Below are 16,591 nucleotides of genomic sequence, written 5' to 3'. Positions count from 1 at the left end.
AAGTATTGTTTGGCAGGGATTGTGAATTTAGTATCTGTTAATATAGAATTATAAGTTCTTGAAAAATGGTGGTGTAGGTATGGTTACTGGATTAAATATTAGACCTTTTATGGAAAATGATTATACAGCACTGATCAACTATTCTTTACCTATAGAACAAGCAATCTATACTTCTTTACCTTTGAAAGTTATCGAAGACTTCAGGAAGGATAAATATAACCTCCCCATGGTCATATATTTAAATGAGGATTTGATTGGTTGTTTTGCCTTATATACGGATAAAGCGGGAAATCAGTTTACAAGTAATGAGAATGCCATTCTTCTTAAATCATTCTCCTTGGATTCACGCCATCAGAAAAAGGGGCTAGCTTTTAAGGCTTTAAAAGTTTTACCTGAAATGATCAAACTAAGTCATCCAGATAAAAATGAGATTATTCTAACGGTGCATCATTCGAATATTCCAGCGATAAATTTATATAAAAAAGCTGGATTTGTTGACAAAGGATACAGATTTAACGGGGAAGATGGGGAGGAATTTATTTTCCATTTTGCTCTGGATTAAGGGAGCTTTAGATAACTTCCGGTAGGTATCATTAACCTATTGTCATGAATAGGTTTGTTATGCTTCACATAAGTTCACCAAGCTATGTAAAGCCTCTCCCCCAACGAAGTGACATCAATAGCCGTCGGAAAAATCCATGTGGTTCATCAAACAACCAAAATTCCATAAATTTCTTCAGACGGTATATGGATAAAAGATGAAAGTTTCGTAGAGATATCATGAACATAAATCCCGCAATCTAGCAATATGTTTGTATGTTTTTTTAATAAAACCGGTATTTGTCTACTCTCACTTTGGCCAATAAACATCGTTTGATTTCTGACTGCCAAACCCCGAGTATAACCAAGGCATTTAAAAATATCTTCCTCATTTCTTTTTACTAGGAATTCACCTGAAACACAATAATAAATTTTATCATCATAATGAAGTACACTGTGAGGTTGAAGTAATTTATCATAACAAATCTTAACCACTTTTCTTTCCTGTAAAGAATATTCTAGAATCACACCTTTGGGGATTGTTTTATTAGGGAAATAACTTGTGAAAGAGAGCAAATTTTTCCTTGGAGGATTTGAGAACATTGATACATATAACTTATCATTTACGATATACAAATCGTTGACATGGCAAACATCGTCATTTTCAGATGAAAATCTAATTTCATCAATTCTCTCCAAATTGTTTTCCAAATTATAAACACCAATTGAGTTAGTTTTGGTTTCAATAATATAAGCTTTATCATTGTCTATTGCTATACCATGTAAATCTAATTCTGTAGATAAAGCTTTATTCTTTATAACCTTTAAGTTTTCATCCAAAATAAAGATTCCATGAGAATTTGAAAGTACGACAAAAGAGCTGCCGTATTTTGTAATACCTGTGCACCAACATTTAAAACCTTTTTTATTTCATATTCTTGGTGTTTAAATTGGACTAAATAAAGAGCACCTTTATGATTGCAGCATGAAATTAATAATTTACAATCATCTATGGGTATCATGTAATGTCGCACCTCCTTTTTGGGACAATTCCTTTTCTTATAAAGTATGAATTTTTTTAAAAATGGTATAGACAAGCTATCGAGGATAATAGTGGATTTTTTTAATAGCACCATATATATAAATGTAGTTTGGAAAACATAATAGTGTGGTGTAAACCATTATTCTTTTTATATAAGTTTATAAATTTGTATTCGTTTTGAAATAGGCTTTATGCTCTACACTCCCAAGTTCTTTAGCATATTTAAAAAAATATTTGCATAAGTATCAGGGGCCAATGTTCTCCAATGTCATTAATCTTAAGTAATTTCCTCATTGATAGCTTCAGAATACTGCCTACTGTAATCACAAAAAATACAATAGTTTATATGTATGAGGGGCGATTCTAGAATCGTTCTTCTTTATTTTTGCTGGTTTACAATGCCATCCTTTCTTCATGCCAATACTGATAATTAGCTCAATCCCATGTCATTACTGAAGTAAAGTGTACGGTTTTGTCCATTTCCTTTACAAAAACATATAAAAGTTCATGAAAACTTTACTTTTATTTACAGATTTCTCATATTGATGTCAATATTCGGTAATACATGTTTGGTATAATCGATTAACGGTTTTAAAAAGAAATTGGAAAAGGGTCTTCTAAAAATCTTTCATTTGCAGATGAGTAAGCAGGCTGATTGAAGATGACTGACTGACTAGTAGGAGTGAACAAAAATGGAGCAATCTATAAATCTAAATGAGCTTACATTTAGTGAAAAAGATAGATATATAATCATTACGAATGCTTATCCACATGAAGAGCAGTTATATCGGAATGGGTTCATCCATCGAAGAGTCAAGGCTTATCTGGATGAGGGTTTGAAGGTTGATGTCTTTGTTTTGCATCCTGCCTATAAAAAAGCAGAAAAGTATACGTATGAAGATGTGCCAGTTTATCGAGGAACTGAACAGCATCTGCGCATTTTCTTAAATCATAAAGTACATAAAAAAGCACTCATTCATTTTGTTAATCCAAAAATGGTACAAGCGATAAAAGAAACAAGCTCGGATTTACCGATTATCACATGGATACATGGATTTGAAACTGAGGCATGGCATAGAAGATGGTTTAATTTTCTTGACAGCCCTGAAAGCTTACGGAAGATACTTGAAATGTCGGACGACTATTATGTAGAACAGCTTACTTTTATGAATTGGTTTTATCAAACGAATGAATTGAATACTACCTTTGTTCATATTTCTAAATGGTTCAAAGAACATATAGCGGAATGTGACGCGAGAGCAGACTCGAAAAATTCTGTAATCATTCCCAATGTAATAGATGACAATCTGTTCGCCTTTGTAGAAAAACCAGTTGAAATGCGGACAAAAGTCCTTTCAATCAGGCCATACGCCTCACGAAAATATGCAAATGATTTATCGGTGAAAGCAGTGCTGGAACTATCAAAGAGACCATGCTTCGATAAGTTGGAATTTGCTTTTTATGGTGATGGAAAATTGTTCGACCAAACCGTTGGGCCAATCCGGAATTTTGAGAATGTAACTATCCATAAAGGCTTCATATCTCAAGAGCGAATCGCTGCATTACATAAGGAGTATGGAATTTTCCTTTGCCCAACCCGTTTGGACTCTCAAGGTGTTTCAATGTGCGAGGCCATGTCCAGTGGGCTAGTGCCGATTTCAACAGATATCACGGCAATTCCGGAATTCGTTAAACACGACGTTTCTGGCCTTCTTACAAAACCTGAGACCCCTATCGATATTGCGGATGCAATAGAGCGTTTATATTACAACTCGGACGTATTTTTAAGAGTGTCAAAACAAGCATCGCAGTCGATTCGGGATAAATGCGCCGTAGATGTTGTTATTAAAAGAGAATTGGAGCTTATCCAAGGTTAATGGAGGGGGGTTTTTTCAATATGGACGAACGAAACGAATATTGGAAAACTATGTATGAAGAACTTGAATTGCAAATGAAAGACATGATGTCGATGACATTGGAGCTCATAGAGAGCAATAACACGGAAAAACAAAACATTATTGAGAACGTTACAAAAGAAAATAATATGTTGCGAGCAGAATTAGAAAAAAGTAAGGTAGCCCAAAAAGAAAATATTAAACTTAACAAAGAGATACGGAGACTTAAGTTATTAGAACACAAATTCAACGTTACATATGCAGGGAAATTCACGTTAAAATATCTTGCACTTAAATCATCTATTAAAGAACAAATAAAAAAATAAAATTTTCATATCAAATTTCAGTCATTGGAGTGAAAACTTTGAAAGCATATGAACTAGTGGAAAAAGGAAAATTGAAGGTACTTCTATTTGGCTTTATTGACATGAATTCAATGGATGGATCTGCAATATTTTTATCTTCCTTAGCATCGACCATTGCGTTAGACTCTAACATCGAGGTTGATTTACTATTAGCAAGCCCGGTCAAACGCGATATCTTGATTCAACCTCTTGAGAAATTTGATAATATAACCATTCTAAATCCTTTTGTTGATCCCTTTTTTACTGCCACCGATGCTGAATGGGTAAAAAAAGGGGTCATTGATTTTGATATAGCTGAAATGCTCATTTCTCATTATTGGAGTCAAAAGGAATATGATTGGCTATTTGTTAGAAGTATTGAGACTGTTGAAAGAATAGTAAAGCATAAGCATATCATAAAGAATACATTAGTTTATGCTACAGGCTTGACTCATATAGGTCAGGATGTTGATGAAGAAAAATTTGGGAGCATTAAAAATATATATGATCAATGTGCGTATTTCTTATGTCAAACAGAGGAAATGTGCGAATTTGTAATTGAGACTCTTAATTTGAATAAAGACAAAAACAAAGTTTCCCTGCTTACCCCGATGATACCAAATGTTGAATCAGCAGGAGGGGAGACCCGTTTAAAACACAAACTTGTGTATACAGGCAAGTTCGACCCTGATTGGAAGACCATTCCTATCATTACTGCCTTTAAAGAATTAAAACGCGAGATTCCGAATCTTTCACTTGATATCGCAGGGGATAAATTCAAATGGGTTAAAGATGATTCACAGTTTAAGGAAGAAGCGGAATACCTGCTTAAAAATACAGAAGGGCTTACATGGTATGGGGCATTGACAAGGGAGAATGCCCAACAGTTAATAGTGAACGGTGATATTGGGATAACCTGGAGAAGTGAGGAAATGGACAGCAGTCTGGAACTGTCTACAAAGTTATTGGAGTATGGAATATTAAGAAAGGCTGTAATAATGAATCCAACAAAAATGCATATCAAGCTTTTTGGCGAAGATTACCCGTTATATGCTGTTACAGAGAAGGACTTCCGTAGCGCAGTCAAATTAGCTTTATACAATAAGGATATATATGAGTTTGCGGCAAAACGAATGTATCAAGTTAGCAGGCAGTTTTTGTTTTCGGAAGCATTAAAAAGATTGCAGGGGCTATTATGGAGTAGACGTATAACTGATTATGTGAATCAAAGCGGAAATGTGTATTTTTATATTGATGAAGATGACTTTGATGAACTGAAAAAGCATGTACCATCAAATCAGATAAAAAAATTGCCGGCAGATTTTAATGTTGAGGAAGTTTTTACCTGTATAGTGAAAAACATACCTGAAGAAGTAAAACGGGGCGAAAAACTTTTTAAACTATCAGGATATGGTCAAATCATTTCAGCAGAAAAAGCAGGGTGTTTTACTTTCCTCCAAATCCATAAAAGTGTTGGAAGCTTTGAACAAGATTTTCAAAATAACTTGCCATATCTAAAAACTATAGGATATGAAACCAATGGCACTCCTAAATTAAAACCAAAAGACATGGAAATTCCAATAAAAGACCGGATCATTGTTGAAAATAAAAACAATGATTTGAAAGTGAAAAATAAAGAATTTGTTAAACAAGTAAAGCAATTAAAAAAACTGAACGAAGCTCAACTTAAAAAAATCACCAAGTTAGAAAAACAAAACCTGGCACTTGGACGTAAATACGATTCACTTTCGAAATCGAAAATGGGTAAAATGACATTTAAGTATTGGGATTTAAGAAAAAGGCTTAACTTTTAAAAAGGGAAGCCTGCAACTGACTTAGTAGAAAAATGCTTCGTCATCCTTGTTGTTGATACGTCCAGAAAGCAATGCGTCCACGAGATTACCATTAATAATCAACCCTTTTCCATGCTAGTATTCTCTTTCCCTAAGAGAGAGATCACAGAGCTGCAAATCAAAGTAAGCAGCCGTACTGGTTCCGTAATGGGTGCCAGGATGTCATATTTGAGTACCAACAGTATTCACAAGACATAGCAGAGTTCTGTACGACGTTTTCACTAGACCGCCGCTTCGGTAATGTAGGTTCACCGAATATATCAACACCGATTGGTTATCCTACGTTTAATGATTACACGGCCCAAACATGAACTATATTTTGATGAAGGCCTTTCTGAGAAGTTTAATTTTTCAACAGATATATTCCAACCGCTGCAAGCTGTATATGTAAAAACAATACTAAAAACAGCAGGGAATCAAGTACCTATCTTAAGAGAAATTGAGCACCTTACCGCCATGAAGAAATAATCGAATAAGAAAAAAATAAGAGCATCCTTAGTAGGATTGCTCTTTTTTTCGGTTATAAGAACCTTTGCCTTTTTTGTTTATAACACGAGTTGAGGGGTCAAACGCCCAACGCATCCGGCTATTTGTCATTTCACCAATTGTTTTCTTATTGGTTTTAGTCATTGTATATATTCCTACTTTCATAGTTTATCCGAACAAAATTCTAGCTTTGCACACCTTTGTTTTTACTTGCAATAATCGAAGCCACAACTGCAAAGGGAAGTAAAAAGAAAGCCAGTATTCCATATCCAGCTCCTTCAAACCCTCTAATGTTCACAAAACCAATGTAAAACAAAATAATTGAAGTTATAACGGTTAATATACCTGGTAATAGCCTTACAAATAAAGAGAGGTTTAATTTCCTAAACCACAAAGATAAAAGTATTGCCACTATCCCTGGAACACATGCAATAAGAAATGGAGCTCCCAACATCATTTTTGTAACCTCCTCAAAGTTCATATGCTTCATATGCAAATAATACCAGAATAGGTAAAAAATTTCTTGGTTAATTTGAAATATGAAAAAGACAGCCGGGGGTGGCTGCCTTCTTCTATGTGTGAGGGAGGAAAATAAAATGTCGAACTAAGGTAAAGGTAGGTTTAATCAAGTTGGATTCACGGGAGGTGTGAAGGTAAAACTTGTGAGGTAACTTACATTCTTAATAAAACCTTTTGATGATGAATATGCAAACTTGTATTGTGACTAATTGCATAAATGTATTGTCTATTTGAATAATGCAGAAGAGAGCCATTATTTTTGTCTCAAGCTTTCTAAAAATAATTAATCGGATTCTTGATTCAATACATAATTAATCAGTCGAAAATCTACTCTAGTACTTTTAATATGTGTCCTATCAGCAAATTGTTCAAAGTTTAGTTCTCTAATAATGGAATTATTAGGACCATGCAGACACATTTCAAATATTACTAAATTAATTGTTTCTTTAGTTATTTCTTTATACAGGGATGTTAAGTAGAATGTTTTTTCCCATTCATCCATAATATTTTTATAATGATAAATGAGTTGCAAACAATTGTTGATAAGATATAAGAAATTTTGTATTGATTCTTTACTATGTATGTCACTTTCATCAATAGCTTCGGACATAAGTTCGCCATAAAACTTATAATATTCTTTTTTGTTTTCTTTCTCACTAATTGAAAACAAGTCATCACCCGATGTTTCGATTTTCTGATGCAATTTCGTATAAAATTCGTCTTGATACTTTGACATTACAGCTTTATACGTCGTATAGGCTGTTCTCCCCCAAGAGGTGGTATTATACTCCGCCACTATTTCTTTTTTTACATCCCTTAACTCTTGAATCTGAATCAAAAATGAGTTTTCAAATCTCTGCATTTTAGTAGTTTTACTTTGGTCTTGCAAAGCCTCTTTTGTGCTTTCCATTTCTTGTTGAAGTAAAGAGAATTCACTTTTCTGTATCTTAAGTTGCTCCCTTTGTAAGTTATTTGTTTGGTAAATATATAGTATCGTAATAGTTGTTAAAAAAGGAACGGTAGAACCGCCTATAAAATCTCCGTATGTGCCAACCTTATCAAAGGATATACCAAATAATTTAACCATGAAATACCCAAAAAAAGGTGAGACCATTGCGAATATCATAATGGGTGTAACTAATTCATCGTAATTCATTTTGATTGATTGATTTTTTTTAACATCGTTAGACATATCACACCTCAAAATTTAAATTTTTCCAATAACTATATAATAGCACCTATAATATAATGGAAGAATTTTATTCTTATTAAAAATCAAAAATTATTTATTTGATAGACAACAGATTTATGTCAGTTGTCTATGGTTAAAAAGAGGGTGTGAATGAGCAATCTATCTTTGAATTTATCAAAGACATTCTACAAAAATTTACAAATCCCTTCATAAAAATTCACTTTTAATATAATTTATTTTATCGAAATCAGAGGAAAATAGGAATATTTTACAGTAATATATACATTGTTAGAAAATATTTACAAAAAGGAGTATGATAAAGTTGAAGAAGTTCACCGGAGTTTTGTTAGTATTTGTTTTTGTTTTAAGTATGTTCTTTCCATTTATAGGTGGAGATAGCGCTAGCGCTGCCACTAATCAGGGTTTTAAGGTATCTAGCCCAGAAGTAGTTAAGGAGACAGTATATGAAGACCTTGCAGTAAACAAGAATGGTATAACGCGAAGCTTAAGTGCTAAAGAATCTCGTGAAATTCAAAAATTAGTAAAGAAAGAGTATTTTAAAAATCAGAAGAAAAATACTATTTATACTAAAAAGGGACAGTTTAATTCAAATAATAAAGGAATTACAGCTAAAGCTAAACAACCAGTTAATTTCGTGAGAGTGGCCCACGAAACCGTATATGATGGTAATAAAGGAACTATTACGATGTCGTCAAGAATTGATGCTATGACTGGACAGAAACCAGTTGCTATATGGACTGGTGGAAAACTTTACAGAAGTTATGATCAGTATGGCAAGTATAGATTAGTAGACAAATTTGATACGGAGTGGACAGGTTCAGAGTTAAAAGTTGGTAAAAAAACATCTAAGACTTACAATAATAAAACTACGCATTTTTACCAAAGCCATCATAAAACTACGGTGGGATGGAATGGTGTTGGGACAAAGACTAATGAAGGAGTAACAAAAGAGGTATTAGTTAATAAAAAGACAGTACCCTATCCTGAGATCACAAATTTAGACAATAATACATCTATGTGGATTCCTACAAAAGCTAATATGCCGGTAGTACCACTAAAGGACAGGACAAAAAGAAAGAGTGGACTAAATGTTACATATAAAAAGTGGTATATTAAAGAATATGGAGATCCAAAATGGGATTGGTCGCAGATTCACGTACATCATGAAAAGCCATTAGAATATGGTGGAACAAATTCGATGTCCAACCTATTTGCTCTACCTAAAGACTTTCATATAAAAGAAGTTACTCCTTGGTGGAGAGCATATTAATTTGATTTGGAGGGATAAGTCATTTGAGCCATTTCGTACTAAACACGTTATCTGGACTTAAAAAATTATTGAACAACAACGACCAAATGAAAATAATATCATACGAAGGGGAAGTTAGAGATATAACTTGTTCTTTTAATTCCGAAGCTTGTACAGCTGAAATTGAAAAGTTTGAAAATGAAAATAGTATCAAACTTCCTGAAGACTACAAGGCGTTTCTAGCACTCCATAATGGAGCAAGAATATATGAGTCAATTGAAGAAGACGGTGAAAAACTAGGCGATGGTCTAGAAATATTTAGCTTGGACGAAATAAAAGAATATCAAGAAATTGAATATTTAAGTGAACATGGGATTCCAATTGCACATCTGTTAAATGATTGTTATCTCATACTGGATACAGAAAAACTAAAGAGTGGGGATCCAAATTACCTTAATATTTTGGAGTTTACAGACCTTTCATCTCTAAATCTTAATTTTGAAATATTTTTAGACCGCTACATTATTTCACAAGGTGAAGCGTTTTGGAGCTGGCCTATATACACAGCTGAAAACTACTATAGAACTAGGTAAACAAAAAAGAGCGATTGCTAATTAAATGCAGTCGCTCTTTTTAATATTATTTCGACTCGAATTCAAGTATCACTGTTTGTTTATGTTTGGTTTTGTTTGTTTCGTAAATAAAAGAGTCTGCGGGATCATTTAGCTCAGAATCTTTTATAGATGTCTTTTCTTTAGATGCCTTTACGTTCGATTGAGAAGAACAACCAATTAAGATTAATCCAGCAAGTAAAATGACAGCATATTTTTTAATCATATTACAGCTCCTTATTCGTTTGTTAAAAGCATAGCATGGAAAGACATCACTTTTGTGTCACATTTTGAAAAAGAGGGGACAAATATTGAAATTCACTCTTTCAACATAATATGAATTTAGTTGAAAGAGTGATGCAGATAAATAAAAACCAGAGAAATACCTGGCTTGATGGACAATATGGATACGGCCAGCATCAAAAATCTCAATACTTTGATAGCTACCAGGTAATTTAATGCATCACTCATTTCGCATTTTTTTATTAATTCTTTCTGACCATTCATATACACATCACGGTCTAAAATTAAATTATAGAAATAAACAATTTCAGCTTCGCCAAGAACTTGTCAGGGAATGTCCAAATTGACCCATTATCCTTCGTTGGTGTTATAATATTCTGAAAAAGGGGGAGGTAAAATGGAGGAGAAAGTGTTAAAAGCGATTCAAGATGATTACCCAGATGCATTTGCATGGTGTTATGGATGTGGTCGGTTAAATAAAGATGGTCATCATTTTCGAACGGGTTGGCAAGGCGAGCAAACAAGGACAATTTATACACCACGTCCAGAGCATATCGCAATTCCAGGCTTTGTTTATGGCGGCTTGATTGCATCGTTAATTGATTGTCATGGAACAGGTTCAGCTGCTATTGCATTGCATCGTAAAAATGGTCATGAAGCTGGAGATGGAGTGGAGCCTCCTAGGTTTGTGACAGCTTCACTGAAAGTGGAGTTCGTAAAGCCAACTCCCAATGATGTACCATTAATGGCCATTGGGACAATTCATGAGATTCATCCTAAGAAATGGAGAATCGAAACAGAGGTTTTTGCCATCGATAAACTTTGCGCCCGTGGAGAAGTTATCGCTGTTGTGATGCCAAGCACTTTTACAAGCAAAGAGTGATCGAACTCTTGGAAAAGGTCATTAAACGCATTCAAAAGGGAATTAAGATTTTGCAAAGGGACCGTCCAACTAGTTGGACGGTTATTTAGTGTATCTGAGTATCCATTTCAAGCATATCCATAACCATGAATGGAATCAGAAGTGCAGGAAAAGATGGAGCGCTTTAAGGATAAGAAAAGACCATGATTTGTTGGCAGGAAAGAAGAAAGCAGCATGTCTTCCAGGTAATCAGTTTGTGCGATTTTCCTACTAAGTGATTTTCAACTTGGATGAGTTAAGCTGATCCGGGGCATCTTTCAACGGAATTGATAAAAGAAGAAATTGAGAGGACACAATGGATTGTTCAATTAGATTAAATGTTTATTTACTAAAGAGACACCGCTTCCTGCTGTATCGGTGTCTTTATATTTTATCAATTTTGGATCATTAGCATTTCATCATAGATTAAGTTTTGTCTAAGCTCAGTTGCTGTTTGTGTGGATATTTGCTCCTCTTCAACCATTTGCTGAATGATATCACGTTCTATTTGCATCGCATTCAATTGAAAATGACTCACCATCTCTTCGAAGCAATGTGCTTCTTTTTCACTTAATGTTCCGAATGGATTCAAATAACGATTATATCTTTGAATGACAAGCATTACTTCATGACGGTTTTCTGGTGTAGTTTGTTGTTTGATTAATGAAATAGCTTCCTTTGAAGCTTCTTTTTGTGCTTTACGGAACTCCCGGATTAGGTCCGCGTTTTTAACGATGGAGTTCTCCAATTTCGCTTCCCATTTTTTATCCCATTTGACATTGAGTTTTTTCTTGAAAAGGATTGCCTGCAAATTGATCCAAGCTCTTTGCAGCGATGATTTTTGCATATAATTTAACGTTCTTGAAATATACACTTTATAAAGCTCAAAGGCTGTTTCAGATATAATCCCTTTTTCGACTAATCCAGAAACGACTTCCAATTCCTCATTGGCCCCTAGCTCCACTAATTCGCGTATTGTCCGATTATCCGGTCTATTTGTTATTCCCCGCTCTAAATCTATCAGTTGCTCATTTAAATCTTCCATCACTTGATGCACAGCTTTCTGATTATCAATAGTTGCTTCTTTGCTCAAATGATTGATTGTTTTATTCAACACAATTTTATAAGCTTCCTCAGTGGTAAGATGTTCATCTTTATATTCAGTAGTTGTCTTTACTAGTATCGGCAAGAGAACCGTAGCCAATATGACGCTTAACAAAATAACGCACGCTGCGATGAACAAGACAGTATTACGCATCGGGAATAAAGTGTCATCCGATATAAAATATGGTATGGATAAAGCGGTAGCCAATGTAATGGTTCCATGAATGCCGCTAACGGATGTCAAGAAGGCAAATCGTGATCTTGAAACATTTTCCTCATCGGTGTCATGGCTATCTTCTGGATGAACCCTTGACATGATGAATTGCTCTAATGGATTCACTCTGTTTTTCGTAAAAGTATCATGCAGAATGTATACCCAAATAAAACGGATCACCAATAATAAAAGAACGATCAAAACACTTATCCCAAAAAGATTACCCCTATTTAAGCCGGGCTCAATTTCCAGATAAACAATCGGCACCATGAATCCTAGCAAGGCAAATACAAGTCCATTCAAAACATAACCTAATACAGACCATGTATTAGTTGATACAATTTGCAATTTAGTTGTGGAACTCTGAAGGCGGTCCCGCTCGATGCCATGAATTACACCTGCAGCAACCACTGCCAAGATGCCGGATACATGGAATTCTTCAGCTACCATATATATGGCAAAAGGCGTAATCAGTTCAATAACAATGGACATGGAGATTTCTTCAAGTCCATGAACCCGTAAAAATAATCGTAATTTAACGATTAAATAGCCCAATAGGAAACCTATAATGATTCCGCCTAAAGCCACAAATATAAAATGAAGCGAAGCATCTTTTATAGAAAATACTCCAGTTAAGGCAGCTGCCAAGGCAACTTTAAAAGCAACGATTCCGGCAGCATCATTGAAAAGTGATTCACCTTCAAGGATGGGCATCATATTTCCGGGCAATTTCAATCCTTTTGTAATCGATTGTACGGCTACAGCATCTGTAGGGGTAATTGTGGCTGCTAAAGCAAAAGCGACAGCAATCGGCATATCCGGTATTAACCAGTGGATGAAAAACCCTCCTGCAAAAACGGTCACGAATACTAACCCAAAAGCCAATAACAGAATAGGCTTGTGCAATTCAAGCATTTCCTTACGGGACGTATTTTTCCCTTCTGTAAAGAGCAGCGGAGCAATAACACAAATCATAAATAATTCTGAATGAAAATCCAAAGATAAGTGAAATGGCAATAATGAAAGCACTGCTCCCATGACTATCTGATATATTGGAAGCGGAATACGAGGCCATATGGCATTCAAGATGGTTGCAATTATTGTGGCAACCAATAATCCGAGCAAAGCGATTAAGAATGACATAGAATCCCCCTATCTTCTAATGTTTTACTCTGAGTGTCCATGAAACTACTATAAAAAGATAAAAATGCAGAGGTATTTTAAAGCGATTATCCATCCTTTAAAAAGTATCTTCTTTATGGTCTTGCATATCTTGGTCAAAATCCATACTTAAACAGAGACAGTATTTTTCACTAATATGTAGTCTCGGTTTTTGATATACCCCTTAGTCATTAATTACAAACAGGATATCACAAGAGTTTACGGTTTATTCAATATCAGTTTATAACATAGCTTTTTAATTCTTCTAAATATAAGTTCATGCTGGAATCAGGATTTTCTGTATAAAATACCCTTAATGAAGAAACATAGAAAAATGGAGTTAGAGCGACCTGCAAAAAAATGGGGGTAACCAGCTTGATTCGTAATGTTGGCAAATTGTTAAGAAAAAAGAAAGAAAAAAAATCCCTGGTGCAAAATGATTACCTAGATTCCAAGCCTGCAGATTCACTTGATGCGAATTTCAGTCAAAATGTAGAAACACTTCGTTCTGTTTATCATAATTGCTCGGATGTCATGTTTCGCTCGTTCTTACTTTTCGGAAAGACGCGGGCGATGCTCATTTACATTGCGGGACTCTCAGACATCGAAGCGATAGAGCAATATGTGCTATCTTCACTCATGCAAGAGTCATCAAAAGAACCACAACCATTAAATGAGTTTATTGAACATAAAATGCCCGTTCCTAAAGTGGTAAAAGTGAATATGCTGGCGGATTGCATTGAATCGATTTCCTCTGGAAACCCGATCCTTCTATATGAAGGGGGAAGCGATGGATTTTCTTTAGGATTGTCCAAATGGGAAAAGCGAGCGATTGAAGAACCTGTGGCAGAGAGTGGAGTTAGGGGGTCGCGAGAGGGATTTATTGAATCGCTAGAGGTAAATACGTCCCAATTGCGACGTATTATTAAAAGTCCTGCCCTTAAAATACAATCGATGAAGATCGGAACTCTTACCAGGACGAATGTTTCAATTGCTTATATTGATGGACTTGCGGATAAAACACTGATTGAAGAGATTACAACTCGGTTGGAACGAATTAAAATAGACGGTATTTTAGAAAGCGAGTACATCGAGGAAATGATTGAGGACAATCCGTTTTCACCTTTCCCTCAGATCATGTCGACAGAACGGCCGGATGTAGCCTGTTCTAGTTTGCTGGAGGGACGAGCTGTCATTCTTGTAGAAGGAACCCCATTTACTTTAATTGCACCAATATCCTTCTTTTCTTTGATTCAATCACAAGAGGATTATGCTCAACGTTTTATGGCAGGCACTTTTATCCGTTGGTTGCGTTATTTTTTTATGGGATTATCTCTTTTGCTTCCTTCACTTTATGTTGCTATTTTGACGTTCCATCATGAGGCGGTCCCAACCGCCCTCCTGCTAAGCGTAGCAGCATCACGGGAATCGGTCCCTTTTCCTGCAATAGTAGAGGCATTGGCTATGGAAATTACGTTTGAAGCACTAAGAGAGGCAGGGGTTCGATTGCCGAAGCAGGTAGGTTCTGCCGTCAGCATTGTTGGAGCGCTAGTGATTGGTCAAGCTTCCGTACAAGCGGGCTTGGTTTCAGCGCCAATGGTCATTGTGGTTGCAATTACGGGAATCGCTTCTTTTATGATGCCTCGTTATATTGCCGGAATTGCTTTCCGGATGCTGCGTTTTCCAATGATGCTGCTTGCCGGTACCTTAGGACTGCTTGGCATCATGATGGGGATCATCGCCATAGTCATTCACTTATGCAGCTTACGTTCCTTTGGCGTTCCATACTTAGCGCCACTGGCACCGTTAAAAGGTAAAGAGCTGAAAGATGTGCTGTGGAGAGCCCCTTGGTGGATGATGGATTCACGCCCGCGTCTCACAGGGGATTCTAATGTATACCGTCAAGCCCCGGAACAGAAACCAAATCCAAAAAGGGGGAGTGAAACGGAGTGAATAATAGCTGGAGGCGAAAAAGGATATTGGAGAAAGGAAAAAGGCGTCATTTCATGAAAAGCGTCCTTCTTTTGCTCGGTATTTGTGGAACGACCCCTTTTCTAAGCGGTTGTTGGGATCGAGTGGAAATCACTGATTTGGCGGTTGTCACAGCAGCCGCCATCGATAAGAAGGATGATAATCAAATCGAACTATCCGTCCAAGTCTTTATTCCAAGTTCAATAAGTAGCGGAGGAGGTCAAGGAGGGTCCAGTCAAGGAGGGGGTGGGGTTACGACATTGGTGAGATCTGAAAAAGGCTCCAATATTTCAGATGCATTGTCTAGGCTTCAAAGCAAGCTTCCGCGAAAAGTATTTTGGGGACATTGTAAAGTATTTGTATTCGGTGAAAAGTTAGCGAAGGAAGGAGTTCAAGAGCAGCTGGATTTTTTGCTGCGCCATCCGCAGCCAAGAGAGAAAGCAAATGTGTATGTAAGCAAAGGGAAAGCAAAGCCTATCCTTGAATCTTTGCCGCCCCTGGAAAACTATTCAGGGGAAGTGCTTAGAGAACTATCTGATTTACATATCGGGATGCTGGTCACACTACAGGATTTAGATGAAATGTTAACGGGTAAGCCTCAAGCGGCCGTAATTCCATTCATTAAAATATTACCTCCAGGGAAAGGGCAAACGAAATTACAGGGGATTCCTTACATTGTCGGATCAGCCGTGTTCAAAAAAGATAAAATGACTGGAACGATAACTGAAAAGGAAACTAGAGGGCTATTGTGGTTAAGGGATGAAATAGAATCATATACCGTGACCTTACAACCAAAAGGTGTGAAAGGGGAGATTTCTTTAAATCCAGTGACAGCCAAAGTCAAGATCATTCCGCAAATTATCAATGACAAATGGAAATTGTTGGTGAAGGTAAATACAGAAGGAGCTGTTATACAAAATGGAACGAATTTAGACCTTTCAAGTCCAAAATCTTTAAAAATGGCAGAACGAGCCTATCAAAAAGATATAGAAAAACGCATCGAGCTGGCTTTTCTGAATACTCAGCATAAGAAATCGGACATTTTAGGGTTAGGTAAAGATTTCTATAGGAAATATCCTAAACAGTTTAATAAGGTCGAAAACCACTGGGAGGAGATATTCGCGGAAATGGAAGTGGAAATCGATGTTATGGCCTATATTCGAAGACAGGGCTATATTAACAAACCGGCAGGTTTATCTGAAAATGAGGTGAAGGACAAGTGAGATGGGGGCCTTTTTTGTGTAC

Annotated in this window: 15 protein-coding genes; 9 read left to right on the top strand and 6 right to left on the bottom strand. The window is 36.0% G+C overall.

From position 1 onward, the window contains the following. The first annotated feature begins 58 nt into the window (after positions 1-58). A complete protein-coding gene (locus tag AC1DVK_RS06640; protein WP_477626090.1) occupies positions 59-562 on the top strand; it encodes a GNAT family N-acetyltransferase in 504 nt (167 codons plus the stop codon). Positions 563-708: 146 nt separating this feature from the next. Here the strand turns inward: AC1DVK_RS06640 and AC1DVK_RS06635 are convergent, their stop codons facing one another. Then, positions 709-1,380, bottom strand: coding sequence for a DUF4915 domain-containing protein (locus tag AC1DVK_RS06635; protein ID WP_477626089.1), 672 nt, complete (start codon positions 1,378-1,380; stop codon positions 709-711). Between the two features lie 894 nt (positions 1,381-2,274). Here AC1DVK_RS06635 and AC1DVK_RS06630 point away from each other — a divergent pair. The 3 genes from AC1DVK_RS06630 to AC1DVK_RS06620 are packed head-to-tail and all read left to right on the top strand — an operon-like array spanning position 2,275 to position 5,635. After that, complete coding sequence (locus AC1DVK_RS06630) at positions 2,275-3,459, top strand: glycosyltransferase family 4 protein (RefSeq protein ID WP_477626088.1); 1,185 nt, start codon at positions 2,275-2,277, stop codon at positions 3,457-3,459. A gap of 20 nt (positions 3,460-3,479) precedes the next feature. Further along, on the top strand, positions 3,480-3,803 hold the full coding sequence (locus tag AC1DVK_RS06625; RefSeq protein ID WP_089363520.1) for a hypothetical protein: 324 nt from the start codon (positions 3,480-3,482) through the stop codon (positions 3,801-3,803). Between the two features lie 38 nt (positions 3,804-3,841). Next, positions 3,842-5,635 (top strand): glycosyltransferase family protein, encoded by a 1,794-nt coding sequence (locus AC1DVK_RS06620; RefSeq protein ID WP_477626087.1) that lies wholly within the window; start codon positions 3,842-3,844, stop codon positions 5,633-5,635. 534 nt (positions 5,636-6,169) lie between these two features. Here AC1DVK_RS06620 and AC1DVK_RS06615 read toward each other — a convergent pair. The 3 genes from AC1DVK_RS06615 to AC1DVK_RS06605 all read right to left on the bottom strand — a co-directional run bounded on the left by AC1DVK_RS06615 (position 6,170) and on the right by AC1DVK_RS06605 (position 7,871). Further along, positions 6,170-6,304, bottom strand: a complete 135-nt coding sequence (locus AC1DVK_RS06615; protein ID WP_477626086.1) for a hypothetical protein — start codon at positions 6,302-6,304, stop codon at positions 6,170-6,172. A gap of 40 nt (positions 6,305-6,344) precedes the next feature. Continuing rightward, a complete protein-coding gene (locus tag AC1DVK_RS06610) occupies positions 6,345-6,617 on the bottom strand; it encodes a YesK family protein (RefSeq protein ID WP_477626085.1) in 273 nt (90 codons plus the stop codon). A gap of 345 nt (positions 6,618-6,962) precedes the next feature. After that, complete coding sequence (locus tag AC1DVK_RS06605; RefSeq protein WP_477626084.1) at positions 6,963-7,871, bottom strand: hypothetical protein; 909 nt, start codon at positions 7,869-7,871, stop codon at positions 6,963-6,965. A 322-nt stretch (positions 7,872-8,193) separates the two neighbouring features. Here AC1DVK_RS06605 and AC1DVK_RS06600 point away from each other — a divergent pair, with 322 nt between their 5' ends. Together AC1DVK_RS06600 and AC1DVK_RS06595 are read left to right on the top strand one after the other, a co-directional pair. After that, entirely contained in the window at positions 8,194-9,162 is a 969-nt protein-coding gene (locus AC1DVK_RS06600) for an HNH endonuclease signature motif containing protein (protein WP_477626083.1), read from the top strand. Between the two features lie 23 nt (positions 9,163-9,185). Next, positions 9,186-9,734 carry an SMI1/KNR4 family protein gene (locus AC1DVK_RS06595; RefSeq protein WP_477626082.1) on the top strand — a complete coding sequence of 183 codons (549 nt, stop codon included), beginning with the start codon at positions 9,186-9,188 and terminating at the stop codon, positions 9,732-9,734. 46 nt (positions 9,735-9,780) lie between these two features. Here AC1DVK_RS06595 and AC1DVK_RS06590 read toward each other — a convergent pair whose 3' ends face one another. After that, on the bottom strand, positions 9,781-9,978 hold the full coding sequence (locus AC1DVK_RS06590) for a hypothetical protein (RefSeq protein ID WP_477626081.1): 198 nt from the start codon (positions 9,976-9,978) through the stop codon (positions 9,781-9,783). A 414-nt stretch (positions 9,979-10,392) separates the two neighbouring features. On the opposite strand from AC1DVK_RS06590, the gene AC1DVK_RS06585 reads away from it, so the two are divergent. After that, positions 10,393-10,878: a PaaI family thioesterase gene (locus tag AC1DVK_RS06585; protein ID WP_410861352.1), complete on the top strand. Its 486-nt coding sequence runs from the start codon at positions 10,393-10,395 to the stop codon at positions 10,876-10,878. A gap of 412 nt (positions 10,879-11,290) precedes the next feature. Here the strand turns inward: AC1DVK_RS06585 and AC1DVK_RS06580 are convergent, their stop codons facing one another. Further along, positions 11,291-13,357: a Na+/H+ antiporter gene (locus AC1DVK_RS06580; protein ID WP_477626080.1), complete on the bottom strand. Its 2,067-nt coding sequence runs from the start codon at positions 13,355-13,357 to the stop codon at positions 11,291-11,293. Between the two features lie 378 nt (positions 13,358-13,735). Here AC1DVK_RS06580 and AC1DVK_RS06575 point away from each other — a divergent pair, with 378 nt between their 5' ends. Then, entirely contained in the window at positions 13,736-15,328 is a 1,593-nt protein-coding gene (locus AC1DVK_RS06575; RefSeq protein WP_477626079.1) for a spore germination protein, read from the top strand. After that, positions 15,325-16,569 carry a Ger(x)C family spore germination protein gene (locus AC1DVK_RS06570; protein ID WP_427087640.1) on the top strand — a complete coding sequence of 415 codons (1,245 nt, stop codon included), beginning with the start codon at positions 15,325-15,327 and terminating at the stop codon, positions 16,567-16,569. The genes AC1DVK_RS06575 and AC1DVK_RS06570 overlap by 4 nt, the downstream gene beginning before the upstream one ends. The last annotated feature ends 22 nt before the right edge of the window (positions 16,570-16,591 follow it).

It is taken from the genome of Peribacillus sp. P4_B1 (assembly GCF_056402395.1).
Note: the sequence above shows the minus strand (reverse complement) of the source record. Positions and strands in the feature narration are given on the sequence as shown.

Excerpts from the sequence above, each read along its gene's own strand:
- AC1DVK_RS06605 (WP_477626084.1), bottom strand. The coding sequence starts at position 7,871 with ATGTCTAACGATGTTAAAAAAAATCAATCAATCAAAATGAATTACGAT.
- AC1DVK_RS06610 (WP_477626085.1), bottom strand. The coding sequence starts at position 6,617 with ATGATGTTGGGAGCTCCATTTCTTATTGCATGTGTTCCAGGGATAGTG.
- AC1DVK_RS06585 (WP_410861352.1), top strand. The coding sequence starts at position 10,393 with ATGGAGGAGAAAGTGTTAAAAGCGATTCAAGATGATTACCCAGATGCA.
- AC1DVK_RS06590 (WP_477626081.1), bottom strand. The coding sequence starts at position 9,978 with ATGATTAAAAAATATGCTGTCATTTTACTTGCTGGATTAATCTTAATT.
- AC1DVK_RS06580 (WP_477626080.1), bottom strand. The coding sequence starts at position 13,357 with ATGTCATTCTTAATCGCTTTGCTCGGATTATTGGTTGCCACAATAATT.
- AC1DVK_RS06630 (WP_477626088.1), top strand. The coding sequence starts at position 2,275 with ATGGAGCAATCTATAAATCTAAATGAGCTTACATTTAGTGAAAAAGAT.
- AC1DVK_RS06615 (WP_477626086.1), bottom strand. The coding sequence starts at position 6,304 with ATGACTAAAACCAATAAGAAAACAATTGGTGAAATGACAAATAGCCGG.
- AC1DVK_RS06575 (WP_477626079.1), top strand. The coding sequence starts at position 13,736 with ATGGGGGTAACCAGCTTGATTCGTAATGTTGGCAAATTGTTAAGAAAA.
- AC1DVK_RS06625 (WP_089363520.1), top strand. The coding sequence starts at position 3,480 with ATGGACGAACGAAACGAATATTGGAAAACTATGTATGAAGAACTTGAA.